At 55.6% G+C, this 23,590-nt stretch carries 25 protein-coding genes; 13 read left to right on the top strand and 12 right to left on the bottom strand.

All coding sequences use genetic code 11. The annotated features are described in order from the left end of the window. Window positions 1–3 precede the first annotated feature (3 nt). The 9 genes from DWB63_RS06480 to rfbD all read left to right on the top strand — a co-directional run bounded on the left by DWB63_RS06480 (window position 4) and on the right by rfbD (window position 6,815). Entirely contained in the window at window positions 4–840 is an 837-nt protein-coding gene (locus DWB63_RS06480) for a ThiF family adenylyltransferase (protein WP_241648667.1), read from the top strand. Window positions 841–962: 122 nt separating this feature from the next. Then, a complete protein-coding gene (locus DWB63_RS06475) occupies window positions 963–1,349 on the top strand; it encodes a LysR family transcriptional regulator (protein ID WP_128328001.1) in 387 nt (128 codons plus the stop codon). Window positions 1,350–1,401: 52 nt separating this feature from the next. Continuing rightward, on the top strand, window positions 1,402–2,226 hold the full coding sequence (locus DWB63_RS06470) for a substrate-binding domain-containing protein (RefSeq protein WP_128328000.1): 825 nt from the start codon (window positions 1,402–1,404) through the stop codon (window positions 2,224–2,226). Window positions 2,227–2,292: 66 nt separating this feature from the next. After that, window positions 2,293–2,988 carry an ABC transporter permease gene (locus tag DWB63_RS06465; RefSeq protein WP_128327999.1) on the top strand — a complete coding sequence of 232 codons (696 nt, stop codon included), beginning with the start codon at window positions 2,293–2,295 and terminating at the stop codon, window positions 2,986–2,988. After that, the gene (locus DWB63_RS06460) at window positions 2,985–3,641 is read left to right on the top strand and encodes an ATP-binding cassette domain-containing protein (protein ID WP_128327998.1); all 657 of its coding nucleotides are present in this window, start codon (window positions 2,985–2,987) and stop codon (window positions 3,639–3,641) included. Before DWB63_RS06465 ends, DWB63_RS06460 begins: the two co-directional genes overlap by 4 nt. A gap of 21 nt (window positions 3,642–3,662) precedes the next feature. Further along, the gene (locus tag DWB63_RS06455; protein WP_128327997.1) at window positions 3,663–4,370 is read left to right on the top strand and encodes a molybdopterin-guanine dinucleotide biosynthesis protein MobB; all 708 of its coding nucleotides are present in this window, start codon (window positions 3,663–3,665) and stop codon (window positions 4,368–4,370) included. 6 nt (window positions 4,371–4,376) lie between these two features. Beyond that, window positions 4,377–4,841, top strand: coding sequence for a tRNA (cytidine(34)-2'-O)-methyltransferase (locus DWB63_RS06450; protein WP_128327996.1), 465 nt, complete (start codon window positions 4,377–4,379; stop codon window positions 4,839–4,841). A gap of 76 nt (window positions 4,842–4,917) precedes the next feature. Beyond that, on the top strand, window positions 4,918–5,934 hold the full coding sequence (gene rfbB / locus DWB63_RS06445; protein ID WP_128327995.1) for a dTDP-glucose 4,6-dehydratase: 1,017 nt from the start codon (window positions 4,918–4,920) through the stop codon (window positions 5,932–5,934). Beyond that, complete coding sequence (gene rfbD / locus DWB63_RS06440; protein WP_206613142.1) at window positions 5,934–6,815, top strand: dTDP-4-dehydrorhamnose reductase; 882 nt, start codon at window positions 5,934–5,936, stop codon at window positions 6,813–6,815. The genes rfbB and rfbD overlap by 1 nt, the downstream gene beginning before the upstream one ends. A gap of 14 nt (window positions 6,816–6,829) precedes the next feature. Here the strand turns inward: rfbD and DWB63_RS06435 are convergent, their stop codons facing one another. After that, a complete protein-coding gene (locus DWB63_RS06435) occupies window positions 6,830–9,625 on the bottom strand; it encodes a SulP family inorganic anion transporter (RefSeq protein ID WP_241648665.1) in 2,796 nt (931 codons plus the stop codon). Window positions 9,626–9,835: 210 nt separating this feature from the next. Here DWB63_RS06435 and DWB63_RS06430 point away from each other — a divergent pair, with 210 nt between their 5' ends. Next, on the top strand, window positions 9,836–10,741 hold the full coding sequence (locus tag DWB63_RS06430; RefSeq protein WP_128327994.1) for a glycosyltransferase: 906 nt from the start codon (window positions 9,836–9,838) through the stop codon (window positions 10,739–10,741). Window positions 10,742–10,796: 55 nt separating this feature from the next. Here DWB63_RS06430 and DWB63_RS06425 read toward each other — a convergent pair whose 3' ends face one another. The 5 genes from DWB63_RS06425 to DWB63_RS06405 form a co-directional block, all read right to left on the bottom strand. Beyond that, window positions 10,797–11,738: an aminotransferase class IV gene (locus DWB63_RS06425; RefSeq protein WP_128327993.1), complete on the bottom strand. Its 942-nt coding sequence runs from the start codon at window positions 11,736–11,738 to the stop codon at window positions 10,797–10,799. A gap of 11 nt (window positions 11,739–11,749) precedes the next feature. After that, window positions 11,750–12,775, bottom strand: coding sequence for an aspartate-semialdehyde dehydrogenase (locus DWB63_RS06420; RefSeq protein ID WP_164879798.1), 1,026 nt, complete (start codon window positions 12,773–12,775; stop codon window positions 11,750–11,752). 15 nt (window positions 12,776–12,790) lie between these two features. After that, entirely contained in the window at window positions 12,791–13,663 is an 873-nt protein-coding gene (locus DWB63_RS06415; protein WP_128327991.1) for a methylenetetrahydrofolate reductase, read from the bottom strand. 123 nt (window positions 13,664–13,786) lie between these two features. After that, the gene (locus tag DWB63_RS06410; RefSeq protein WP_128327990.1) at window positions 13,787–14,173 is read right to left on the bottom strand and encodes a (deoxy)nucleoside triphosphate pyrophosphohydrolase; all 387 of its coding nucleotides are present in this window, start codon (window positions 14,171–14,173) and stop codon (window positions 13,787–13,789) included. Next, on the bottom strand, window positions 14,170–16,146 hold the full coding sequence (locus DWB63_RS06405) for an ABC-F family ATP-binding cassette domain-containing protein (RefSeq protein WP_128327989.1): 1,977 nt from the start codon (window positions 16,144–16,146) through the stop codon (window positions 14,170–14,172). The genes DWB63_RS06410 and DWB63_RS06405 overlap by 4 nt, the downstream gene beginning before the upstream one ends. Window positions 16,147–16,246: 100 nt before the next feature. On the opposite strand from DWB63_RS06405, the gene DWB63_RS06400 reads away from it, so the two are divergent. The 3 genes from DWB63_RS06400 (at window position 16,247) to DWB63_RS06390 (ending at window position 17,308) form a co-directional block, all read left to right on the top strand. Further along, window positions 16,247–16,513 (top strand): GIY-YIG nuclease family protein, encoded by a 267-nt coding sequence (locus tag DWB63_RS06400; RefSeq protein WP_128327988.1) that lies wholly within the window; start codon window positions 16,247–16,249, stop codon window positions 16,511–16,513. 106 nt (window positions 16,514–16,619) lie between these two features. Then, a complete protein-coding gene (locus tag DWB63_RS06395) occupies window positions 16,620–16,865 on the top strand; it encodes a hypothetical protein (RefSeq protein ID WP_128327987.1) in 246 nt (81 codons plus the stop codon). Next, a complete protein-coding gene (locus tag DWB63_RS06390; RefSeq protein ID WP_128327986.1) occupies window positions 16,862–17,308 on the top strand; it encodes a hypothetical protein in 447 nt (148 codons plus the stop codon). Before DWB63_RS06395 ends, DWB63_RS06390 begins: the two co-directional genes overlap by 4 nt. A gap of 69 nt (window positions 17,309–17,377) precedes the next feature. Here the strand turns inward: DWB63_RS06390 and leuB are convergent, their stop codons facing one another. From leuB to DWB63_RS06360, 6 genes are all read right to left on the bottom strand, one after another. Beyond that, window positions 17,378–18,445: a 3-isopropylmalate dehydrogenase gene (gene leuB, locus DWB63_RS06385; RefSeq protein WP_206613141.1), complete on the bottom strand. Its 1,068-nt coding sequence runs from the start codon at window positions 18,443–18,445 to the stop codon at window positions 17,378–17,380. A 158-nt stretch (window positions 18,446–18,603) separates the two neighbouring features. After that, window positions 18,604–19,095, bottom strand: coding sequence for a 3-isopropylmalate dehydratase small subunit (locus DWB63_RS06380; protein WP_128327984.1), 492 nt, complete (start codon window positions 19,093–19,095; stop codon window positions 18,604–18,606). A gap of 12 nt (window positions 19,096–19,107) precedes the next feature. Next, window positions 19,108–20,367, bottom strand: a complete 1,260-nt coding sequence (gene leuC / locus DWB63_RS06375) for a 3-isopropylmalate dehydratase large subunit (RefSeq protein ID WP_128327983.1) — start codon at window positions 20,365–20,367, stop codon at window positions 19,108–19,110. A gap of 3 nt (window positions 20,368–20,370) precedes the next feature. Beyond that, window positions 20,371–21,903: a 2-isopropylmalate synthase gene (locus DWB63_RS06370; protein ID WP_128327982.1), complete on the bottom strand. Its 1,533-nt coding sequence runs from the start codon at window positions 21,901–21,903 to the stop codon at window positions 20,371–20,373. A 140-nt stretch (window positions 21,904–22,043) separates the two neighbouring features. Beyond that, complete coding sequence (gene pssA, locus DWB63_RS06365; protein WP_128327981.1) at window positions 22,044–22,814, bottom strand: CDP-diacylglycerol--serine O-phosphatidyltransferase; 771 nt, start codon at window positions 22,812–22,814, stop codon at window positions 22,044–22,046. Between the two features lie 28 nt (window positions 22,815–22,842). Continuing rightward, window positions 22,843–23,490: a phosphatidylserine decarboxylase family protein gene (locus DWB63_RS06360; RefSeq protein ID WP_128327980.1), complete on the bottom strand. Its 648-nt coding sequence runs from the start codon at window positions 23,488–23,490 to the stop codon at window positions 22,843–22,845. Between the last annotated feature and the right edge of the window lie 100 nt (window positions 23,491–23,590).

Below are 23,590 nucleotides of genomic sequence, written 5' to 3'. Positions count from 1 at the left end.
GTCTTGAAACCGTCCCTTCATGACGACATTCGCGGTCATGCACGCCAAACATCGCTTCCCTGGGGCGTACAGGGGAATATCCTTGCCCTGAACAAAATCAATGAACTTGTTCGCGCACATGACATGCCGGGCTGTGAAATAGAAGCGCTCGCCCTGCAACTCGGCATTTTCCCGGACCGCTATCTGCGCAACATGCAATCCATCACTCCGGCAGCCCAGATCCGACTGCTCGAATCCCGCGTGGCCCAGGTTGGCATCGGCGGACTGGGCGGTACCCTGCTGGAACATTTTCTCCGACTCGGTGTGGGCCGCATACGCGCCGCCGACGGCGATGTCTTCGAAGCAAGCAATCTCAACCGTCAGGCCTTGTCTAGAATCTCCAATATGGGACAACCAAAGGTCCGTGCAGCCGAACTCATGGCTGCGGAGATCAACCCATCGACATGCCTTGAAACGGTCAATGAATTTCTGACGCCCGAATCCCTGCCATTGTTCCTTGAAGGTTGTGATCTAGCCGTGGACGCTCTTGGCGGTCTCACCATGCGCCGCCACCTGCAACAGGCCGCCTCACAGGCGGGTATTCCCCTGGTAACCGGCGCCCTGGCAGGCTGGACTGGCTATGTAGGCGTGGTCATGCCCGGCCAGATCGGCCCCGCCGACATCATGGGCACAAATAATGCCGCTGAAGAAGAACTCGGCTGCCCTGCCCCGGCAGTAACGTTTATAGCGTCCCTGATGGCATCCGAAACTGTCAACATCCTCTCCCACACCTCGACACTGGCCGGGAAGATGCTCGTAGTGGATTTATGCTCGCAAACCTTCGAAACCATTACACTGTAAACAAGTACTGTCACCTGGGGCATTATGCTAACTTTTGCATAATTTATTGATTCCATATATAATCTAATTTACAGAAGTCTTACAGAGACACTTTATTCCACAAGGACATCAGGAGTTTTTTGATGAAGCATGAACCGGAAACCATTCTCAGGCTACGCGTTTGGCTCGAACAGGAAGACAAAACCTATATCGGTATAGGCAGCACACTGCTGCTTCAACACGTTGACAACCTCGGTTCTCTGCGCAAGGCAGCAGAAGCACTCGGTATGTCGTACCGCCGAGCATGGGGGAAACTTAAAAACGCTGAAGAACGTATCGGCCAGCCTCTGGTCGAAAAGACCAAGGGGAAAGGTCAAAGATTCAATCTGTCGCCATTTGGCAGGGAACTCATGGAGCAATTCCTGCATTTTTACCTTGATGTTGAAGACTATGCCACGAAACGCGCATCCGAGTTATTGAATGTCGAGGTCAAGAAATCAGGTGAGTTTTACCGCGACGACATGCAATAAAATGGTTCAGATTGAGGGATCTGGATATAACTGTTTTCCTTGGAGGGAAATAATGAAACGTTTGCTTATTACCGCACTTGCACTTGTTGTTACCATTACCATGGCCCTGCCCGCATTTGCAGGCAAAACCCTGATGATGGCTACCACCACCAGCACCGCCAACACCGGTCTTCTGGACGAACTGATCGTTCCGAAATTCTTGAAGGACACAGGTATTGAGATCAAATTCGTTGCCGTGGGTACCGGAAAAGCCCTGGCCATGGCCGAGAATTGCGATGTTGACGTTGTGCTGGTGCATGCCCCCGCATCCGAAAAAACCTATGTCGACAAAGGCGTACTCGTGGATCGCAAGGAATTGATGTACAACGACTTCGTCATAATCGGCCCGGCTGCCGACCCCGCCGGGGTCAAAGGAATGAGCGTTGCCGACGCCCTGAAGACCATCGCTGAGAAACAGGCCGTTTTCGCCAGCCGTGGCGACAACTCCGGCACCCACAAGAAAGAGCTTTCCCTGTGGAAGGCCGCTGGCATGGAAATTCCCGAAAAGGCCGCCTGGTATGTCCAGACCGGTCAGGGCATGCTCCCGACCATCAATATCGCCAATGAAAAGAACGGCTACACCATGACCGACCGCGGCACTTTCATCAAGTATGCCGACACCAATGGCGGCAACCCGCCGCTGGTAGTCCTCGTGGAGGGCGACAAGACCCTGTTCAACCAGTACAGCGGACTGGCCGTGAACACCAAGCTGTGCAAGGACGCCCAATACGACCTGGCCACCCAGTTCATCGAGTGGATGGCTTCGGCCGAAACGCAGAAGGCCATAGGCGACTTCAAGCTTTTGGGCAAGCCCCTCTTCATTCCCAACGCAAAATAACCTCTCTTAATCGACCTTCCGGGGGAGGAGGATTTCCCCCTCCTCCCCCGCAATAAAGCAAAAAAAATGGACTATTTACTTCAAGGATTCCTGCAAGGATTCGTTCTTCTCTTCACAGGGAATGCCGAGGCATATTCCGCCATATGGGCAACCGTGTATGCCTCAACGCTGTCCATGACATGCGGCATGTCTCTGGGCGTTCCCTTGGGGTTTCTTCTTGGATACAAGTCTTTTCCCGGCAAAAAAGTCGTCCGCACCATAGTGGACACCCTGCTTTCCTTTCCCACGGTCGTCATCGGCCTGCTCGTATACGCATTTCTCACACGCAACGGCCCCCTTGGCGGCTCGGGCCTGCTGTTTTCCATCCCGGGCGTTGCCTTGGGCCAAACCCTGCTCGGCCTGCCCATAATCATTGCCATGACCGCCACGGCGGTAGAAGCCCTTGACCGACGCCTGCCCATGACCCTGATCACCCTCGGGGCCACACCACGCCAAATGATGTGGGCCACGGTTCTGGAAGCACGATACTCCATCATGCTTGCAGCCATGTCCGCATACGGCCGCATCGTGTCCGAAGTGGGCATCTCCATGATGGTGGGCGGCAACATCAAATGGCACACCCGCACCATAACCACGGCCATTGCCCTGGAAACAGGCAAAGGCGAATTCGCCGTGGGCATCGCTTTGGGCATGGTCCTCCTTACAGTGGCACTTCTGGTCAACATCGGCGCAGCCGGTTTAAAGAAAAGGGCCGTCCAATGACGATCCCCTTGATAACGCTCACCGACATTCGCCAGCGCTATTCGGACCGCACCGTACTTGCAGTGGACCACCTGGACATAGCCCAGGGCAGCATCATCGGCCTGGCCGGTCCCAATGGTTCAGGCAAGTCCACCCTGCTCAGACTGCTCGCTTTCCTGGAATCCCCGGCACAGGGAACTATCCGTTTTCTGGGTCTTCCGGCTGCGGCCAGATCGAGTACCGTCAACCGCCAGGTGACCCTGCTCGTGCAAGAACCGTATCTGCTCAAACGCTCGGTTTACGCCAACGTTGCCTACGGTCTGAAGATCCGCAACAAGAACGACATCCCCGCCAAGGTGTCCCGCGCCCTTGAAATTGTCGGACTTGACCCCGAAACGTTCTGCAAACGGCAATGGTTCGAGCTTTCGGGGGGAGAGGTCCAAAGGGTGGCCCTGGCAGCGCGTCTGGCCCTCAAGCCCAAGTTGTTGCTCATGGATGAACCCACCGCCAGCCTGGACAAAAAAAGCGCGGCCCTGATCCAACAAGCCGCACTGTCCGCCCGCGAAGAATACGGTGCGAGCCTTGTCATCGCCAGTCATGATATGGCATGGCTTGATGCAGTCGCTGACCACACCCTCTTTCTTGAAAACGGAAAGATCATTACGACCGCATAACACTCCTGTCCGGAGGATTACATGAAGGCAATTTCCCTCGTCGGCCCCAAAAAATCGGGCAAAACAACCTTAGGCCTCAAACTCGCACGTCATTTCAAGGACCAGGGGCTGACCGTATCCGCAGCCAAATTCAGCCACCACGGATTCGACTGGAAGGATACGGACACCACCGAATATGCCGCCATCTGCGACACTGTGGCCGGATTCGGTCCCAAGGAAACCTTTGTCCACTGGACAGACCACCGGTTTCTCCCTGACCTGCTCCCCCTGCTGACGGCAGACGTTCTCATTGTGGAAGGCGGCAAAAACCTGGGCTTCCTTCCCCGCATTCTCTGCCTGAACGGCGATCTCGCCGACGGCACCGATTGGCTCGCCCCGGAGCTTGCCGTCGCCAGCTACGGCGACAAGAGCGTGGACAATATCCAGACACTCAACGATATCGAACTGTTGGCTGCCCGAATCCTGGAAAAAGGATTCTTCCTGCCCGGCATGGATTGCAAGACCTGCGGCCGCCCGGACTGTCGGACCCTGGCGGCCGACATCGTTGCAGGAAGGGCCACGACAAGAGCATGTCTGGCAATGCACAATTCCATTGAAGTCGACATCAACGGCTCCCCCGTCGGCATGAAACCTTTTGTGGAAGACATCATTTCCGCCTCCATCCGCGAGATGATCCGCACCCTCAAGGGCTACTCTCCCGGCAAAGCCACCATCAAACTGGACGTTTAAGCCTTCATGCGCATCGTCCTCTTCGAACCGGAGATACCACCCAACACCGGCAACATAGCCCGGCTGTGCGCAGCCACCCGAACCCCGCTTCATCTCATTGAACCGCTGGGATTCTCCGTGGACGACAAGCACCTCAAACGGGCCGGGCTTGATTACTGGCCGCACGTAGATGTCACGGTACACCCGGATTTCGACCATTTTCTCAGGACGGTATGTCCCAGCCGTCTGGTCATGGCCACCACCAAGGCCCGGACACCGCATCACCGTTTCGACTTTCAACCCGACGACGCTATCATACTCGGCCCCGAAACCAGGGGACTGCCCGTTGAAATGATGAAAGGGCACCCGCAGGTACGCATCCCCATTTGGGGACAGGTCCGCAGTCTGAACCTGTCGACGGCCACGGGCATCCTGCTCTTTGAGGCCCTTCGACAGACGGACCTGATCGTGGACGACCCTCTATCATCTTGAACTTTTCCCCGCAGGACTGTAGGCTTCGGTTTGACCACGGACCACAAACCACTCACTTCAGGGCTGGCATAATTACATGAAATTACTCGTTACCGGCGGTTGCGGATTTATCGGCACCAATTTCATCAGGCTCATGCTGGAGAAGCATGCCGACTGGTCCATCGTCAATCTGGACAAGCTCACCTATGCAGGCAACCGGCTGAACCTCATGGACCTGGAAGAGCGCGAAACCCGCTATGATTTCGTGCAAGGCGACATTTGCGACCGGGATCTGGTCACGGACCTGTTGTCCGGCCGCCGCATCGATGCCGTGGTCAATTTCGCGGCTGAATCCCATGTGGACCGCTCCATCAACGATCCCTCGCCCTTTGTCACCACCAATGTGAGCGGGGCACAGAATCTCATGGAATGCGCCAGGCAATGCAATATCGGTCGCTTCGTCCACGTGTCCACCGACGAGGTCTACGGCACCCTCGGCCCCACCGGGAAATTCACCGAAACCACTCCACTGGCCCCGAACAGCCCCTATTCTGCCAGCAAGGCCGGGGCTGATCTGATGGCCCGCGCCTACTTCGAAACATACGGTTTTCCGGTGTTGATCACCCGATGTTCCAACAATTACGGCCCCTACCAATTCCCTGAAAAACTCGTTCCGCTCATGTTTCTGAACGCCAAAAAGGACAAACCGCTTCCCGTCTACGGAGACGGGTTGAACGTCCGGGACTGGATATACGTTGACGACCATTGCCTGGGCGTAGAGTTGACCCTGACCAAAGGACGTGAAGGACAAGCCTACAATTTCGGCGGGAATGCCGAGGAAACCAACCTTCATGTGGTCAGAACCCTGCTCTCCATTCTGGGCAAACCCGAATCGCTGATCACCCACGTCACCGACCGGCCAGGCCACGACAAACGCTACGCCATGGACTTCTCCTTGGCGCAAAAAGAGCTGGGGTTTGCTCCGACCCTGGATTTTACGGAAGGGTTGGCAAAGACCCTTGGCTGGTACGAAGCCAACACCACCTGGCTCGAACAAGTGCAGAGCGGGGAATATCGAACGTTCATGGACAGCTGGTACGAGGAGCGTTCCTGATGCAAATGAACGGACTTCGGGTTGCCGTATTTGGAGGCCGAACCGGATTGCTGGGACAGGCCCTGACAAAGGCGTTCGGTTCCGCTGGTGCGGAGGCACTCCCTCTGTCGCGGCAGGACTGCGACATACTAAACCCCAAATCCGTGGAAGATTGGCTGAACCGGAACGACCCGGACATCATGATCAATGCCGCCGCCTACACGCAAGTCGACCTGGCCGAAGACGATCAGGACATGGCATTTGCCCTCAACGCCACAGCCCCGCCCCTGCTGGCGTCCCTTGCAGCCCGACGGTCCATCCCCTTTGTCCACTACAGTACGGATTTTGTCTTCAGCGGACATAAATCCTCCCCGTACACCGAATACGACGAAACCAGGGCCTTCTCGGTATACGGCATCAGCAAAGCCGACGGCGAACGCGGTTTGCTCAAACTCGGATATGATCGGATTCTTATCATCCGTATCTCCTGGCTTTTCGGCCCCGGAAGAACGAATTTTGTGAAAAAAATTCTCGGACTAGCGAAATCCCGCGACAAACTGACCGTTGTCAACGACCAGATCGGCTCCCCCTCCTATGCCCCGGATATAGCGGAAAACACGATCAGGCTCCTGGAGAAGGATGCAACGGGCGTATACCACCTGGCCAATTCCGGAGAAACCTCCTGGCATGGACTGGCGAATATGGCCGTGAACCTGGCTGGAATGGACTGCATGGTCTCGCCCGTGCCCTCCACGGAATATCCCACCAGGGCGGAACGTCCGGCGTATTCCGTGCTGGATTTATCCAAATTCACACGGACCACAGGCGTGACTCCCCGCAGGTGGGAAAACGCACTCAGGCAATATGTCCTTGAAGACCTGAACCTTCATCCAGAAACCTGACCGACCAAGGCAGTCTAGAGCATCAGATCCCGGACCTTGGCATTGGCATCGGCCAGGCGCGTTGACAACAGGTTGATCAAAAAGCGGTTGATAGCCGTGACCAACTTGGGTGCTCGAGCCTCGATGGCGTCAAGCTTGTCCAATGTCATCCGGTAGAGAACGCACTTCTCGGCAGCCCGTACCGTAGCAGAGCGTGCAGCCAGCGTATAGATGCCCATCTCTCCGAACACGGCACCCGGACCGACTTTCTTGAGCCGCAGGATCTTGCCGCCTTCCAATTCCAGCTCTACATCCAACCGGCCTGATTCAACAAAAAACATGGAATCCGACCTGTCGCCCTGGCGGAAGACAGCCTCACCGGTTTCAGCCACCTCACGTTTGAGCACCTTCATCAGGGCCGGAATATACTTCGGTTCCGGGAATACAGGCGCCAGCAATTCCGGCAACGTCATCTGCTTCATCTCAAGCATGTTCTCGGAATCCAGAACCCGGTTCTCACACCACTCCAGGGCGTAATCGAGGTTCAGGAATGTCTTGAACAAACCGTCTTCCTCGCCCACATGCCCAATTTCTTCCAAATGTTCTTCCAGTTCCAAAGGCGCACTGGTTATGATCAGATCGAGATCATAATCAACGGCCAACTGACGCAACTTGAAAAATCCTATGCCCGTGGCCGAAGCAAAGCCGTTCACCAGCTTGAAGTCGAGTATCAGATACTCAACCGGCAACTGGTTCCTGTCGTCGAGACGCTTTCGGACATCCTTGAGCAGCCTCTCCATGGAACCCAGAAACAAAAAGCCTTGCAGGCGCATGATGTGGATATGATCGCCGAACTCCTTGAGAATCCGTTGTTGGGCTGACGCCCTGTCGACATTACTGGTATACCCGGAACCTGAGAGCACATTGCGAACGACCCCGCCCCGACTGGCCCGGCTGACGGTGACCATCAGGGCCAAGCCCACCCCGAAACCGATACCTTCAAGCAATCCCAGACAAACGGTCGCCAGGAACGTCAACCTGAGCAGCCAAATCTCTGACCGGCTGGTGAACGCGGTCTTGGTCCTGAACACCCAATCACGGATGAGATCAAGGCCTGCGTATATGAGCAGCCCCTCCGGCACGAACCTGGGGATCATGGGCAGGACGAAATCCGCATAAAACAGCGCAAAGGCGCAGACCAAACCGGCGACAATACCGGCCACGGGTCCCCGACCGCCGGATTCATAGTTGCCTGCGCTCCGGCCGAAGGACAGGGAAACCGGCATGCCGCAGCACAGGCCGGACACCATATTGGTCACGCCCAGAGCACTGTATTCCTTGTTGAGATCACTCTCCCTTCCTCTGATGAGTTCCAGTCGAGTTACCCGGTACATGACCGTCAACACGATCAAGACGGTCAGGGCGCCAATGTAAAGACCTTGGCTTTTTATGATGGCCCACTGAATATTGCTCAATGAAAGATCGGCATCAAAGACATCCACAAGATGCATCAACAGGGAACCTTCTGAAAATTCCACTGGATCAGCCAGACTCCTGAACGCCGCGTCACCGCCCCATATTCCTACGGCATAGCCGGCACCGGACGCTGCCAGGATCATCGCCAAGAGCAACAGTGAATTCTTTGATCGGGACATGGCCAGGAACAGCACGAGCCCGAAAACCATGCTCGGTCCCATGACCTGCAGCCCTTGCTCAAACCGGACATTCGTGGAAATGGACAGGGCCAGGGTATAGATATTGCTCCAATCGAGATTATACCGCCCCATCCAGTCGAATGCCCCCAAAAGAACAAATACGCCCACGCCTCCAATGACACCGCCTATTATCTGAAGCGGTATATATCGGACATACTCCCCGATTCTGAATTTTCCGAGAACAAACAGACTGAATCCGGCAATGAATGCCATCAAGGCTATTCCCGCCAAAATAGTCGGCAAAATAAGTTCCACGGCATAGGCGCCGGTCATCGAATGGCATATCTTGCCTATGAAAAGGAAGAGCACGGCAGTCAAAACCGTTTCAGGGCCTACCAAGGCAAAGGGAATCCGGGAAAGCAGTGAATAAAGAATACTGCCGACAATAACACCGGACAAGGCAGTGCCCAGCACGTAGGGCAGAAAGTCGTACATGCCCGATTGCGAGGACGCCAGCAGCGACAGGGAATAGACGAAAAACAACGACAGCACACCGGAAACAATGCCCGCATAAAGATTGAACGTAAACGCCCCCTGGAACAGATGCCATTGATCCGGGTCTTTTGTCTCCTCGATGGACTCCAATTCATCGGAGCTGCCCTGAAAATCGGCATCCCACACCTGGGGAGCCTCGTTTTCGGCCAGATCGCTGACATCGATGTCGCTTTCGTCGATGTCAGGAATATCCTCCACCTCATCAAGTGGAGCGCCGCATTTGGAGCATACACGCTCTTTCCCGGACTCCTGGACATGGCCGCACTGTGCACAAATGATATCGACAGGTTTATCCGGGGCAATGACCGCGTCACAGTCATCAAGATTGATGGCCGTTTCCAATGGGGCACCATCAGGCATATCCACAGATTCTATGCTTTCCGCTTCGACGGAAGGCTCATCTTCCTCGAACTCCACATCATAGGGCAATTCGTCTTCGGGAAGCTGATCGACGATGGTCACGCCATGACCGCAACCAGGACACTTGGCCTTTTTCCCGGACAATGTGTCGGGTACGTTGCGTTCATAACCACAGGAGTCGCACTTGAAAATCGCCACGAGATACCACCGGGGGGTCAAGGGATACACGAAAGAACCGGATATGCCGACCGGTTGCAACATTGTCTCACGCCTTTAAATACATACGTTAACCCCTGTCCTCGCGCAAGCCAAGGGTTCGAATTCCATCCAACATTTTTTTCATAAAACACTCTTCAATGTCTAAAGTTCTCCATTTAACCGTCGATAAGATTATCACGAGTAAGGCAAACTGTGCGCATGGATCGCGCCAGACAACTCGTGACGAACAGCTATCCCACGGAAGGGCGACCCATGCGCAAGAGTACAGTCTCCATAATCATTTCCGACTTGGAAACCCACGCCAGCCTGCCGAGACTGCTGCTGTCCATTTCCAGGCAGTCCACGGGACTGGATGCCATGGAGATCATCATTGCGGGAAATGGCGGACATGCTCCGACCGATCCGGGGGTATGGCAGGCCATCACCGGCATGGATTCCATACGCCTCCAGGTCTTCGACCGCTCCACCACCCCCTCTCAAGCACGTAACCGAGCCGCAGCCATGACAACCGGCGAAATACTGGTATTCCTGCGGCCCGACTACCGTCTCGACCCCAAGTTCATGACCACAACCATGACGGTTCTGGAAGACCACCCTGAAACAGACATCGTCTATGCCGATTACATTCGGCTCGCACCCAAAAACGATCGCTCCGCAGGACCGGGCATGGTCCAATTGCCCAAGTTCAGGGACGGACTGCTTCAGGCTCGGGGCTTCCTCGGTCCCGGGGTACTCCTGACACGCAGGGCCTGGGAAAGCACCGCGGGTTTCCGGGACAACACCTTCTACCGCGACTGGGATCTGTGGATTCAAGCATCCCTGGCAGGCAGCGTCTTCTATCACGTCAATTATCCCCTGGCTTCCTGCGAACACCGCAAGATCTCGTTCCGCGAACGGGCGGAAGACGGCCGGTGCAAGGCCATCATCGTCATCAACAACTCCGGGTTCTTTCATGAACACACCGTGCGCTGGGCTCTGGCCTACCTGCGCGGCGACGCTTGGGCCGAGGCATACCATTTCATGAGCATTCCCGGCCCCATGGACGTCACCCACATGCTGCACGACTACGCCATGCGGACCATGGGCACCGACCTCATGGCAGAGCAGGCCATCCGCCAATTCGACCAGGCAGTCATGAATTCCGACACCACCATCTGACAAAAAAAGGGCCACCCAACCGGGCAGCCCTTCATATTTCGATTTACTGGCTTCGTTACAAATCGATGCCGGTCTCAACCAGATCCTTTTTGAGCAGTTCACGGATTCTCTTGGCTACCGGACCGGGCTTCACGTCATGGATGGGCTTGCCGTTGAACCGGACCACCGGTATTGCGTCACCCGTGGTGCCGACAATGATGATCTCCCGGGCCAGGAGCAATTCCTCTTCGCTGATGCCCCGAAACACGATGGACATCTCGCTTTTGATCAGGTCCACAGCTCTCAGAAGAGTGGTTCCCGCCAAGGCGTTGGTGAATTCCGGGATGATCAACCTTCCCGAATCGTCCACGATGCACACGTTCTCCGTGGCCCCTTCAGCCAGCAGGCCGTTCTGATCAAAGCAGAAGGGAAAATCATAGCCCTTTTCTTCGGCCTCGTGCTTCATGAGCACATTCGGCAGATAGTCGATGGATTTGATGGCCGCCAGGTACGATTGCTTGGCCGGGATGGATGTCTTGAAGGCGGTCACGCCCTTCTCGTACACCGATTCCGGTTTCGGATGCAGATCATACGACACCACGTACAGGCTCGCTTCAGGACATTCCGACGGGTAGATACCGAACCCGCCGGGACCGCGCCCGAGAAGCACCCGGACCATGCCGTTCTCACGCCCGCCCGCACGAGCCACATCAACGATCAAGTCGCGGATGGTCTCCCAGGAACAGGGCGGCTTTAGATAGATAGCCTCGCAGGAACGCTGCATCCGGGCCATGTGCGGTTCGAGCTGATACAATTTTTTGCCGATGAACTTCATGGTCTCGAAGATGCCGTCACCACGGTGCACCAGGTGGTCGTCCCATGGCATGAGCATCATCTTCGGGTCCGTGCAGATAACGCCCACACGGTGCTCGTAAAAGGCATGAATTTCATCTGCTCCGGGTCTGTCCACGGCCAGCAGGGCTTCCATGTAATCCTTGGAATCGACTATTTTGGTCACGATATTTATCCCTAGGGAACGCGAACGAGGTCGCGTTCGATCAGCGTTTCGGCGATCTGGACGGTATTCAGAGCAGCACCCTTGCGGATATTGTCGGAAACGATCCACATGTTGATGCCATTGTCGATGGTCTCATCCTCACGGATACGGCCGACATAAGTGGCGTCTTCCCCGGCGGCGTTGATCGCCATGGGATAGGCCAGCTTGGCCGGATAATCTTCAACGATGACACCGGGGGCCTTGGCCAGCAGTGCACGCACGTCGTCCGCGGTCAGCTTCTCTTCGGTCTCGATATTGACGGACTCGGAATGGCCGTAGAAGACGGGTACCCGGACGCAGGTGGCGGTCACCTTGATGGTCGGATCACCCATGATCTTGACCGTCTCGTGCACCATCTTCATCTCTTCCTTGGTGTACCCGTTGTCCTGGAAGACATCGATATGCGGCAGGCAGTTGAAGGCAATCTGATGCGGATACACTTCAGCCACCACGGGTTTGCCGGACATAAGGCGGCGCACCTGGTTTTCCAGCTCCTCGATGGCCTTCTGGCCGGTGCCGGAAACGGCCTGATAGGTGGAGACCACCACGCGCTTGACTCTGGCCTCGTCGTGGATGGGCTTGAGAGCGACCATCATCTGGATGGTGGAGCAGTTCGGGTTGGCGATGATGCCCTTGTGCCAGTCGAGATCCTGCGGGTTCACTTCGGGAACCACCAGAGGGCACTCGTCGTTCATGCGCCAGGCAGCGGAGTTGTCCACCACCACACAGCCGGCCTTGGCCGCTGCGGGGGCGTACTTCAAGCTGGTTGCCCCGCCAGCGGAGAACAGGGCGATATCCACGCCATTGAAAGAATCTTCCGTCAACTCCACCACGGACAGTTCCTCACCCTTGCAGAACACCTTCTTGCCCACGCTCTTGGCGGAAGCCATGGGAATGAGCGTGCCGTAGGGGAAATCCCGTTGCTCCAGAACCTTCAACATCTCCTGTCCGACGGCACCGGTTGCGCCGCAGACTGCCACCACTAAATCCTTACTCATGATGAACCCTCCCCCCTAAAACTTTAAATTCTGTCCGATTTCGAGAACTGCCTTGGCGCGATTGAGCGTGTACAGATGCACGCCGGGGGCGCCTCCGTCGATGAGCTGTTGCGACTGTTTGGTCGCGTAGTCGATGCCGAGTTCGTAGACAGCGTCATCGCCACCTTTCTCGTGTGCCTGCTCAAGGGCGCTCAAAAATTTGCCGGGAATGGCGGCGCCACACAAACCGAGAATGAATTTTGCCGACTTGAGACTCATGATGGGAAGAATGCCGGGAATGACAGGCACGTTCGACCCCATGACTCTCAGGCGCTCAACATAATCGAAGTACAGTCGGTTGTCGAAAAACAACTGAGTAACCAAAAACTGCGCACCCTTTTGCACTTTCAGATGGACCATTTCCAGGTCGGACCTGATGCTTGAGGACTCGAAATGCGGCTCTGGATAGGCTGCCCCGCCCACGCACATTTCCGGGTATTTCCGGCAAATAAATTCTATGACATCTGTGGCATGCTTGAATTCCTGGGAATTGAAGTCGAAATTTTCGACACCCCGCGGCGGATCACCGCGCAGGGCGAGCACGTTTTCAATATCGGCCGCGCGCAGACTTTGAAGAAAACCGTCCAGCTTTTCGGCCGATGCACCGACGCTGGTCAGATGGGTAAGCGGCTCAATGCCATGATCCCTTTTCATTCTGGTGGCGATCTCCAAGGTGTTGTCCTGGGTTCCGCCGCCGGCACCATACGTTACGGATGCAAACAGCGGCTCCAGCACCTTGAGTTCCTGCACAACCTCGAAAAACTCGGGCCAGGCGTCCTTTTCCTTGGGAGGAAAAAACTCCAAAGAGATGAAAGGGGATTTCCCTTCGATCAGATCACAAACGCGCAAAGCACTACTCCTTCAGCAAAATATGCAGTACGACCCTGAAAGGGCAAGAGAAGTTACATACTCCTTCTTGGCGCAACCTTCAATGGAGAAATACCGGGATTCCCGGGCAAAGAGTAGGGAAAACTACCGATGAAGGGCTTCGACTATGGCAATGTCAGCGGGGAGGTATCTGAGGGAGGGAGGTTGTGCAGGATCGACCCAGGCCATTCGTTGGTTTTCAAGACCCAGTAACTGACCGGAATATTTACGCACATGAAAAAAAGACAACCGAACGACAAACTCGTCGTATTCATGTTCCAGATCCCGCCAGTACTCGAATTCCGTAGGCGTGATGCCCAGCTCCTCCTGAAATTCCCGAACAAGGGCCTGGTCACGGGACTCGCCCGCTTCGATCTTGCCACCGGGAAATTCCCACCACCCGGCCATGCGCGCGCCCTCGGGGCGTTCAACGGCAAGGTACTCGGTTCCCCTCCAGATGATACCGGCAACCACGTTCAGGACAGGCTTCATGCTTCCTCTTCCTGCAAACTGGTGATCGCTTCCATCTGCTCCTCCAATACGGCCATCTGCTCCATGAGTGTTTCAGCCCACTCGGAAGCGTCCTTGTAATCCGCATTGATCTTGAGCGCCTCCTCCGGCCTTTCGTAGGTCAAGGGGTCGTTCATTTTGGCTTCCAGCCGGGCCTGGTCTTCAAGGACCTTCTCCAGGTCCGTCTCCAGCTTGTCGTACTTCTTCTTCAAAGGCTTGAGCTGCCGGTACAGCCGGTTGCGCTCCTCGGCCTGGCGGCGTTTGTCCTCCTTGGAGAGCTTTCGCTTCTCCAGCACCTCCTCCGGCTTGCAGGATGCCAGTCCGGTCCGGCACGCCTCCTCCTGCTTCTGCTTGGAATGAAATTCCTCGAACCCGCCCAGATACGGCACTATTCCGTTTTCATCCAGCGCCCACACCTCTTCGGCCACCTCGTTCAACAGATAGCGGTCATGGGCCACGAACAGCAACGTCCCCTCATAATCATGGAGGGCACGTATGAGGCCTTCGCGGGTCTCGATGTCCAGATGGTTGGTGGGTTCGTCGAGAATGAGAAGATTTGCCCGAGCCAGAAACAGGGTCGCCAGGAGCAAACGGCTCTTTTCACCGCCGGACAACCCCTTGACCTTGCGTTCGAAAAACGGCTCGCCAAGCAGGAACAGGCCAAGCACGCTCATGACCTGCTGTTCGGTCAGGCCGGGGTCGGAAAGCCGACGGATCTCGGAGATGACCGAATTGTCGAGATTGAGAATCTCGTGCTGATGCTGGCTGAAGTAGCCGACATCGGTACCGGACCCTATCTTGACGTGCCCGCCCGACGGGGCAAGTCCGCCGGTGATGAGCTTGAGCAAGGTGGATTTACCGGCACCGTTGGGCGCAACCACAGCCACCTTCTTACCGCGAAAAAGCTGGAAATTGAGCTTGGACCAGACAGAATGTCCACCCTCATAATGAAATTCGAGGTCAACGGCCGCCACCGGGACCTTGTCACCGCGTTTTGGTTCGGGCAGACGAAAATTCAGGCTCTTTCCCCGATGAGACGCTGCCTGCGCCTCTTTTATCTGGTTCAGCTCCTGCTCGAGCTTCACCACCTTCTTGAGCTTGCTCTGCGCTTGGGCCGCCTTGCGAGCCTTGACCCGAAACTTGTTGATATACTTGTACTCGGTATCGATTCTGGCCGAAAGCTTGGCCGCTTCCTTGCGGCGTTGCTCCCGATTTTCCTCATCCCAAATCAGGAATTCATCAAAGGACCCCTTGCGCAATACGGGCTTGCCCGCACCGAGGAACAACACGTGGGTTCCCACCCGGTTGAGAAAAATGCGATCATGCACAACAAAGGCCAGTGTCCCGCGAAAGTTCAGGAGGTAATCCTCAAGCCATTCCACTGCTTCAAGATCGAGATGGTTGGTGGGCTCGTCGAGCAACAGGACATCAGCCCCCTGCAACAATACCCGTGCAAGCTTGGCCCTCTCCCTCCAACCGCCGGAGAGTTCACCGATCTGTTTCAACAGTTCGTCGTCGTCAAAACCCAACCCCGTCAGAATGGCCCGCGCCTTGTGGTCCGGGTTGTATCCGTACAAAGACTCGAATTCCGCCTGACGGTGAGAGAGCTTTGCAATGCGGGCATCGTCGCCGTCCGCCACGGCCTTTTCCCATGCCTTCCAGAATTCCTTCCAGGACGGCAATGCTGACAGGACCCAGGACAACAACTGCTCTTCGAGCACCGTACCTTTCATTTCCTGAGCCACATACCCTACCTGCGCCCCCTTGGAGAGTGTCACCTGCCCCACATCCGGCTCTATCCTACCAGCCAACACTTTGAGCAGCGTACTCTTGCCACACCCATTGGGACCGGTCAGGGCAAGACGCATTCCCGGTGTCACTTCAAAAGCGACATCAGAAAAAACCGCTTCCCCGCCATAGGATTTCCCGAGACTCTGAACAGTGATTCGTGACATGAAAATAATACCCTTTTATTGCTTGCGATAGGAGATATAATGGGCGCAGAAGATTGGCAACTGTTTTGACCGCGCTCCCGCTTCAGGCTACACTTTGGACATGCAGCCATGGTATGTCTATCTGCTCCGATGCACCGACAACAGTCTGTACTGCGGCATTACCACCGATATAGACAAAAGGCTGGACGCGCACAACTCGGGGACAGCTTCAAAATACACCCGTTCCCGTCGTCCGGTCATACTGGCTGCCATCACGGAAGTAGCCGACAAGAGCACTGCCCTGAAACTGGAAATCGAAGTAAAGAAATTACCCAAGGATAAAAAGATCTCCCGAATCCAGTCAAACATCCCTGTTTCAGCACTATGACAAAGCCGATCTGATGCACACATTCACTTGCCAAACAGAGCCCCGGCAAGTAATCATCCCGATTCTTCAAACGCTGATAAACACAATTTAATTCTTTATCTTGGACATGTTAGAAGTAAGCACCATATATCTTCTCCTTGCCATGTTCGCCTTCGTCCTGGTGGCGGTACTCGTGTTGCACCACCACAACAGTGCGGACCTCATACAACGGAAGCAAAACGAAGTCAGGAACCTGACCTCTCAGCTTACGGCCAAATCCGACATATTCGAACAACAGATCATCGACCTCAGAATCAGAATCGACGAAATCGATGAGCAGATAGAAATCCTGGAAGAACGGGGTCAGCAATGACAACCATAGGATTCATCCTCGGATTCATACTTCTTCTGTTTTTGGTCATTTTCCGGCTGATTTCCCAACACAGGGTTACGACCATAAACAGACTGACAAGTCAGCAACAGGAAGTACAGGCCAGATATGATTTCATGGTCAGCCAGAAAAGAGAATTGAAAAGGGAAGCTGTCGACAAGGAGCAAAAACTGGCCACCCTCAAGAACAAATCCCAGGGCATCAAGACCATCTCAGCCGAGGACCTGGACTTTGAAGAAGAGGATGCAACCGTCAAGGTCAGCCGCTATCTTGTTTCCCAGGGCATGATTACCATGGAGCAGAATGAACAGGCGCTCAAAAAAATGGAGGTCATGAAAATGGACTTCCTCAGCATATGTCTGACACTCGGCTTCATCGACCTCGAAACCAGCAAATTGGCACTCAAGGCCAACAACCCCAAGTAGCCCAACCGAATAATGAAAACAGGCCGTATCGCCAAGCGACACGGCCCGTTTTACATGAATTGATCAAACTTACATATTCGCCAATACGGCTTCGGTCATCTCCGCGCAACCCACGGGCTTGCACCCTTGCTGGAGGATATCCCCTGTGCGGTATCCCTGCTCCAAGGTCTTTTCCACGGCCTGTTCGATGCAATCCGCTTCTTCGACCATGTCGAAGGAATAACGCAACATCATGGCCACGGACAAGATGGTGGCCAGAGGATTGGCCTTGTTCTGACCGGCAATATCCGGGGCAGAGCCGTGAATGGGTTCATACAGGCCGGGGTTGGATTCACCCAGGGATGCGGACGGCAACATACCGATGGAACCGGTGATGGCGGCCGCTTCGTCAGACAGGATATCACCAAACAGATTGCCGGTGACGATCACGTCGAACTGGGACGGATCGCGCACCAACTGCATGGCCGCATTGTCCACATACATGTGCGAAAGCTCGACGTCCGCATAATTCTTGTGCTCGTCGATGACGATCTCGCGCCAGACGCGGGAAACATCCAGGACATTGGCCTTGTCCACGGAACAAAGACGGCCGGAACGTTTTCTGGCGGCCTCGAACGCAACCTTGGCGATACGGCGGATCTCATGCTCATAATACGTCATGGTATTGTAACCGAACCGCTCGCCGTCCTTCTCGCCGTCGAAACGAGGCTCGCCGAAGTAGATGCCGCCGGTCAGTTCGCGCACGACCATGACATCCAACCCCCTGGCCACGATGTCCGGGCGCAGGTAACAGGCTTCGGCCAGTTCCTTGAACAACTTGGCCGGGCGCAGGTTGGCGAACAGCCCAAGTTCCTTGCGAATGCCGAGCAGCCCCTTTTCCGGGCGAATGGCCGGATCGATGGTGTCCCACTTGGGGCCACCGACGGCGCCGAGCAGCACCGCATCGGAATCCTTGCACTTGGCAACGGTGTCGGCAGGCAGCGGTACGCCTTCGGCATCAATGGCGCAACCGCCGATCAACGCTTCCGTGGTTTCAAAGGTACGACCGAACTTGCCGCCCACCTTCTCGAGCACACGCAGGGCCTGGGCTATGATTTCCTGACCGATGCCGTCACCCGGCAGTACACAAATCTTCATGTAAATCTCCTATTGGTGTGAGATGCCCTGGGCGTGCCTATCGGCGCTCGCCTTCGCCGGACTCTCCAAAACTTTTGTTGCCGCTTCGCGGGGGAAGCCGGTCAAGCCAAGGCGACTCCTCGACCATACCGCGCCAAAAGCGGTTTCAAGTCTACCGTTTAAGCCAACTTCCGCTTGGCGTATTCGACCAGTCCGCCTGCATCCAGGATCTCCTGCATGAACGGAGGCACGGCCGCCGCCTGGATGGTCACGCCCGAGGTCAGATTCCTGACAGTACCCGTGGCGGTATCAACCTCTATCTCATCAGTATCGTTTAATTTTTCGATATCATCGCCGATCTCGAGCAGCACCAGACCCATGTTGAAGCCGTTGCGATAAAAGATGCGGGCAAAGCTGTGAGCCAGCACGACCGGGATTCCTGCTCCAAGGATGGATATGGGCGCATGTTCGCGCGACGAACCACAGCCGAAGTTCTTGCCGCCAACCATGACGTCGTTTTCTTTCACACGGCTGACCCATCCGGCCTCCAACCCTTCCATGCAGTTCTCGCCGAGCACCTTGGAATCGGTGGTCACAAGGAAACGGGCCGGGATGATGGCGTCGGTATCTATATGGTCGCCCACTTTGTGAGCGGTTCCGGTAACTTTCATTCTAGTTCCCTCCTACAGTTTGGCAGGGTTGATGATCTCACCGGCAATGGCGCTGGCAGCGGCCACGGCCGGATTGGAAAGGAAAACTTCAGATTCAAGAGAGCCCATACGGCCCTTGAAGTTGCGGTTGGTGGTGGCAATGACGCGCTCGCCTCCCGCCAGAATGCCCATGTGGCCGCCCAGACAAGGGCCGCAAGTCGGGGGACCGACGATACAACCGGCATCCATGAAGATTTCCATCAGCCCTTCCTTCATGCACGCCTTCCAGATGGCCGGAGTGGCGGGCAGGATAATACAGCGCACCTTGGGATCGACCTTGCGTCCTTTCAGAATGGCAGCGGCAACGCGCAAGTCCTCGATGCGACCATTTGTACAGGAGCCGATGACCGCCTGATGGATCTTCAGGCCGGAAGTCTCGTCCACGGGCTTGACGTTGTCCGGCAGATGCGGACAGGCCACCTGCGGGTCCATGTCGGTGACGTCGATGTTCAATACCCGCTCGTACACGGCATCGGCGTCAGCGACCATCGCCTCGCCGCCGGAGAAGCCGGCCTTGGCCGCATAGTCCATGGTCTTGGCGTCCACCGGGAACAGGCCGACCTTGCCGCCCGCCTCGATGGCCATGTTGGCAATGGTCATACGGCCTTCCACGGACATATTGTCCACGACTTCGCCGGAGTACTCAAGCGCCTTGTACAAGGCACCGGAAACACCGAGCTGCCCTATCTGGTTCAGGACAAAATCCTTTGCGCCGACATACTGCTTCGGCGTGCCGGTCAGGTTCACCCTGATGGTCGGGGGGACCTTGAACCAGGTCTCGCCCAGCGCCATGGCCGCACCGATATCGGTGGATCCCATGCCGGTGGCGAACGCGCCCAGGCCGCCGTAGGTGCATGTATGGGAGTCTGCGCCGACCACGACATCACCGGGACCGACAATGCCTTTCTCGGGCAGGAGCGCATGTTCCACTCCGACTTCACCGCATTCATAATAATGGGTCACACCCATTTCCTCGGCAAATTCCCGAACCACCTTCACCTGTTCCGCCGAATCAATATCCTTGTTGGGCGTAAAATGATCACAGACCAGGGCGACCTTATTCCGGTCGAACACCTTTTTTGCGCCCATGGCCTTGAAGGATTTGATGGCCAGGGGAGCGGTGATATCGTTGGCCAGGACCATGTCCACCTTGCATTGGACGATCTGTCCGGCACCGGTGACCTCTTGGTCCGTGTGTTTCTGCAAAATCTTTTCTGCTAATGTCTGACCCATTATCTATTTCTCCTCTTTGGCTTTTTCCAAACGATTGAGTGCGTTTATCATGGCCAAAGCGCTAGCCTTGACCACATCGCCATCATTGGCGCGCCCCACGGCTTTGACCCCATCGTGCTCGATGCGCACAGCCACGCCGGCCAAGGCGTCCGATCCTTCCGTCACGGCGTTGACCGAATACATTTCCAGTTTCGGCGATACGCCCACCAATGAGTAGATGGACTGAAAGACCGCGTCAATGGAACCTTCCCCGAAATTACTGGTCCGCCTAACTTCAGCCTCGCCTTCGGCTCCGAACTCCATAACCGTGGCGGCATGAGGCGGCACGTCCCCGGTACCGGAAAACACGGACATATCCACCAAGCGGAACCGGTCCTTGCGGCGATATACGGATTCCAGGATGAGCGCTTCGACGTCTTCGTCAAAAACCTGCTCCTTCTTATCGGCCAAGTCCTTGACCGCCTTGAACAGCAACTGAATCTGTTTGTCGTCCAGGGCATACCCCAATTCCTCAGCCTTGTTCTTGACCGCGTGGGAACCGGAATGCTTGCCTATGACGATATCATTGGACGTTCTGCCTATGGAGGCCGGGGTCATGATCTCGTAGGTCAAACGGTTCTTGAGAACGCCGTCCTGATGCACGCCGGATTCATGGGCAAAGGCATTGGCGCCCACGATGGCCTTGTTGGGAGGAATGGGCATGCCGATGATCTGGGAGAGACGACGGCATGACGGAAACAACTGTTCGGTATCAATACCGGTTTCCACATCATAGAGTTCCTTGCGGGTATTGATGGCCATAACCAGGTCCTCAAGAGCCGCGTTGCCTGCACGCTCACCGATGCCGAGAACAGTGCACTCCACCTGGCGGGCGCCCGCTTTCACGGCGGCCAAGCTGTTGGCCACTGCGGAGCCGAGATCGTTGTGACAATGAACCGAGAGGATGGCCCTATCAATGTTCTTCACGTTGTTCATGAGATACTTGATCAGCTCATAGTACTCAAAGGGCTGGGTATACCCCACGGTGTCAGGAATATTGACCACACTGGCCCCTGCCTCAATGGCCACCTCGGCCACCTTGACCAGGAAATCCCAATCGGAACGGGAAGCGTCTTCGGCAGAGAACTCCACGTTATCCGTATACTGCCGGGCATGGCGAACCGCCTTGTCAATCATGACGATGACTTCGTCTGCGGTCTTGCCCAGTTTGTGCTTCATGTGAATTTCACTGGTGGCCAGGAAGGTATGGATACGCGGATTCTTCGCTTCCTTGACGGCTTCCCAGCAGCGATCGATATCGCCGGTCACCGCACGGCACAAGCCCGCGACCTGGACTGTGCCCACAGCCTTGGCAATGGCCTGTACCGCTTCAAAATCACCCTGACTGGCAATTGGGAAACCCGCTTCGATGATGTCCACACCCAGGGTTTCGAGTTGGCGTGCCATGCGGATTTTCTCATCCAGGTTCATGGTTGCGCCGGGAGACTGTTCGCCGTCACGCAAGGTAGTATCAAATACATACACTCTTTCAGCCATGGTATCCTCCGGATAATTCCCCTGATGGGATTTGTTCATAAATGTTTGCGAATAGGGATGCAACCGCCAAACGCGAAAACCCACATCGGGTGCGTGGCGATAAGGGTCAGTACGACGTACTAATATGGGATGAGAGAGAGCTAGCCTAGCTCTTCGTTGGAGCTATCCCTTAGTAGTCGTTTGTTTCGACGGGATAGTAGGAAAAGGGTGTAGAGCGGCCCGGAAAGAAGATAGGTCATGAAGATAACGAAACCGAGCACCTTGGGTCGGGACGCGACCAAGGAAAAAAGCAGAATCGCGGTCACCATCCAACTGAAGGGATGAGCCTTGAACGCACTGATTTCCTTGAAGGAATAAAAGCGGATGGTGCTGACCATAAAGAAGGACAACACATAGACAAGCACCAAGGTGCCGATGGAAACCACCGAATGCATATATTCCTGGGGAATGTACTCGGTGAAGAGCACCAGCGTCGCCAGCGTGCAGGCTGCCGCGGGAATGGGCAGGCCTACGAAATGCTTTTTTGATGTAGACGCTACCTGGACATTGAACCGGGCAAGCCTGAGCGCGCCGCAGGTCATGAACAGGAACGCGGCCATGAGGCCCAGGCGATCGAAATCCTTGAGGAGCCACAGATATGTCATGGTAGCCGGAACCACGCCAAACGCGACCAAATCAGCCAGGGAATCAAGCTGGACGCCGAATTCGCTGGTGGTTTTGGTCAAACGAGCGACCTTGCCGTCCAATCCGTCGAACACGCAGCTCGCCAGGATGCACAGGGCGCAGGAGGCATAGTCTCCATCAATGGCCCGGATCAATCCCAGAAAACCGACAAACAGGCTGGCCGTGGTCAGCATGTTCGGCAGAAGATAGACGCTTTTGTGGCGTGTCACATTACTTCCTTCAACCATAACGACTAGTTAATGAACCCTTCTCAGATCAGACAGGACGCTTTTCCGCCAGGGAGGTTTCGCCAGCGACGACCTTCTGACCAACGCTGACAACTGGAACATAGCCATCCGGGATGTAAAGGTCAACTCTTGAACCGAATTTGATCAGGCCAAACCGCTCACCGCGCTTGAGCTTATCACCCGGTTCCGCCCAGCAAACGATGCGCCGGGCAATGAGACCGGCGATCTGGACCATGGTGAACCGCTGATTTCCTTTGCCGGTGACGACCACGATATTGCGCTCGTTGTCCTTGCTGGCCTTGTCAAAGGAGGCGTTGAAGAATTTGCCGGGGATATAGCGTATGATCTCGACCTTGCCGCTGACCGGCATACGGTTCACATGTACGTTGAAGACATTCATGAATATGGCAATGACCTGCCGGACGTCGCCGGTGACCGGATCGGTCTCGCGACTGACCTTGATGACCTTGCCGTCCGCCGGAGAGGAGACCGCCTCGGCATCTTCAGGACCGACGCGTTCGGGATCACGGAAAAAATGACCGATGAATGCGGTGACGCCCAGTCCGAGCAGAGCCACGGGCCAGAACCCCATAACGGCAAAGATCAGAGTGGTGAATGCAGCGATGATGATATAGGGCAGCCCTTCCAGGGCAATACCGACAGACGGTTTTAACATGACGCGTCAGGCTCCTTTTCTTTAACTTTACCGGTCCTTACATCCGGTCTTTGCAAATCGCAAGTTAGTTTTACATTATATTGAACAGGAGGTATAGCCC

It is taken from the genome of Pseudodesulfovibrio sp. S3, from assembly GCF_004025585.1.
Classification (GTDB): Bacteria; Desulfobacterota; Desulfovibrionia; order Desulfovibrionales; family Desulfovibrionaceae; genus Pseudodesulfovibrio.
The sequence above is the reverse complement of the archived record's forward strand: the minus strand, read 5'-3'. Positions and strand labels throughout refer to the sequence as shown.

What these genes read in the sequence shown, in the direction of transcription:
- DWB63_RS06455 (WP_128327997.1), top strand. Translation starts at nt 3,663, where the DNA reads ATGAAGGCAATTTCCCTCGTCGGCCCCAAAAAATCGGGCAAAACAACC.
- DWB63_RS06360 (WP_128327980.1), bottom strand. Translation starts at nt 23,490, where the DNA reads ATGTTAAAACCGTCTGTCGGTATTGCCCTGGAAGGGCTGCCCTATATC.
- pssA (WP_128327981.1), bottom strand. Translation starts at nt 22,814, where the DNA reads ATGGTTGAAGGAAGTAATGTGACACGCCACAAAAGCGTCTATCTTCTG.
- DWB63_RS06390 (WP_128327986.1), top strand. Translation starts at nt 16,862, where the DNA reads ATGACAACCATAGGATTCATCCTCGGATTCATACTTCTTCTGTTTTTG.
- DWB63_RS06370 (WP_128327982.1), bottom strand. Translation starts at nt 21,903, where the DNA reads ATGGCTGAAAGAGTGTATGTATTTGATACTACCTTGCGTGACGGCGAA.
- DWB63_RS06405 (WP_128327989.1), bottom strand. Translation starts at nt 16,146, where the DNA reads ATGTCACGAATCACTGTTCAGAGTCTCGGGAAATCCTATGGCGGGGAA.
- DWB63_RS06430 (WP_128327994.1), top strand. Translation starts at nt 9,836, where the DNA reads ATGCGCAAGAGTACAGTCTCCATAATCATTTCCGACTTGGAAACCCAC.
- DWB63_RS06380 (WP_128327984.1), bottom strand. Translation starts at nt 19,095, where the DNA reads ATGAAAGTTACCGGAACCGCTCACAAAGTGGGCGACCATATAGATACC.
- DWB63_RS06410 (WP_128327990.1), bottom strand. Translation starts at nt 14,173, where the DNA reads ATGAAGCCTGTCCTGAACGTGGTTGCCGGTATCATCTGGAGGGGAACC.
- DWB63_RS06475 (WP_128328001.1), top strand. Translation starts at nt 963, where the DNA reads ATGAAGCATGAACCGGAAACCATTCTCAGGCTACGCGTTTGGCTCGAA.
- rfbD (WP_206613142.1), top strand. Translation starts at nt 5,934, where the DNA reads ATGCAAATGAACGGACTTCGGGTTGCCGTATTTGGAGGCCGAACCGGA.
- DWB63_RS06395 (WP_128327987.1), top strand. Translation starts at nt 16,620, where the DNA reads ATGTTAGAAGTAAGCACCATATATCTTCTCCTTGCCATGTTCGCCTTC.
- DWB63_RS06465 (WP_128327999.1), top strand. Translation starts at nt 2,293, where the DNA reads ATGGACTATTTACTTCAAGGATTCCTGCAAGGATTCGTTCTTCTCTTC.
- DWB63_RS06450 (WP_128327996.1), top strand. Translation starts at nt 4,377, where the DNA reads ATGCGCATCGTCCTCTTCGAACCGGAGATACCACCCAACACCGGCAAC.
- DWB63_RS06400 (WP_128327988.1), top strand. Translation starts at nt 16,247, where the DNA reads ATGCAGCCATGGTATGTCTATCTGCTCCGATGCACCGACAACAGTCTG.
- leuC (WP_128327983.1), bottom strand. Translation starts at nt 20,367, where the DNA reads ATGGGTCAGACATTAGCAGAAAAGATTTTGCAGAAACACACGGACCAA.
- DWB63_RS06435 (WP_241648665.1), bottom strand. Translation starts at nt 9,625, where the DNA reads ATGTTGCAACCGGTCGGCATATCCGGTTCTTTCGTGTATCCCTTGACC.
- DWB63_RS06470 (WP_128328000.1), top strand. Translation starts at nt 1,402, where the DNA reads ATGAAACGTTTGCTTATTACCGCACTTGCACTTGTTGTTACCATTACC.
- DWB63_RS06460 (WP_128327998.1), top strand. Translation starts at nt 2,985, where the DNA reads ATGACGATCCCCTTGATAACGCTCACCGACATTCGCCAGCGCTATTCG.
- leuB (WP_206613141.1), bottom strand. Translation starts at nt 18,445, where the DNA reads ATGAAGATTTGTGTACTGCCGGGTGACGGCATCGGTCAGGAAATCATA.
- DWB63_RS06420 (WP_164879798.1), bottom strand. Translation starts at nt 12,775, where the DNA reads ATGAGTAAGGATTTAGTGGTGGCAGTCTGCGGCGCAACCGGTGCCGTC.
- rfbB (WP_128327995.1), top strand. Translation starts at nt 4,918, where the DNA reads ATGAAATTACTCGTTACCGGCGGTTGCGGATTTATCGGCACCAATTTC.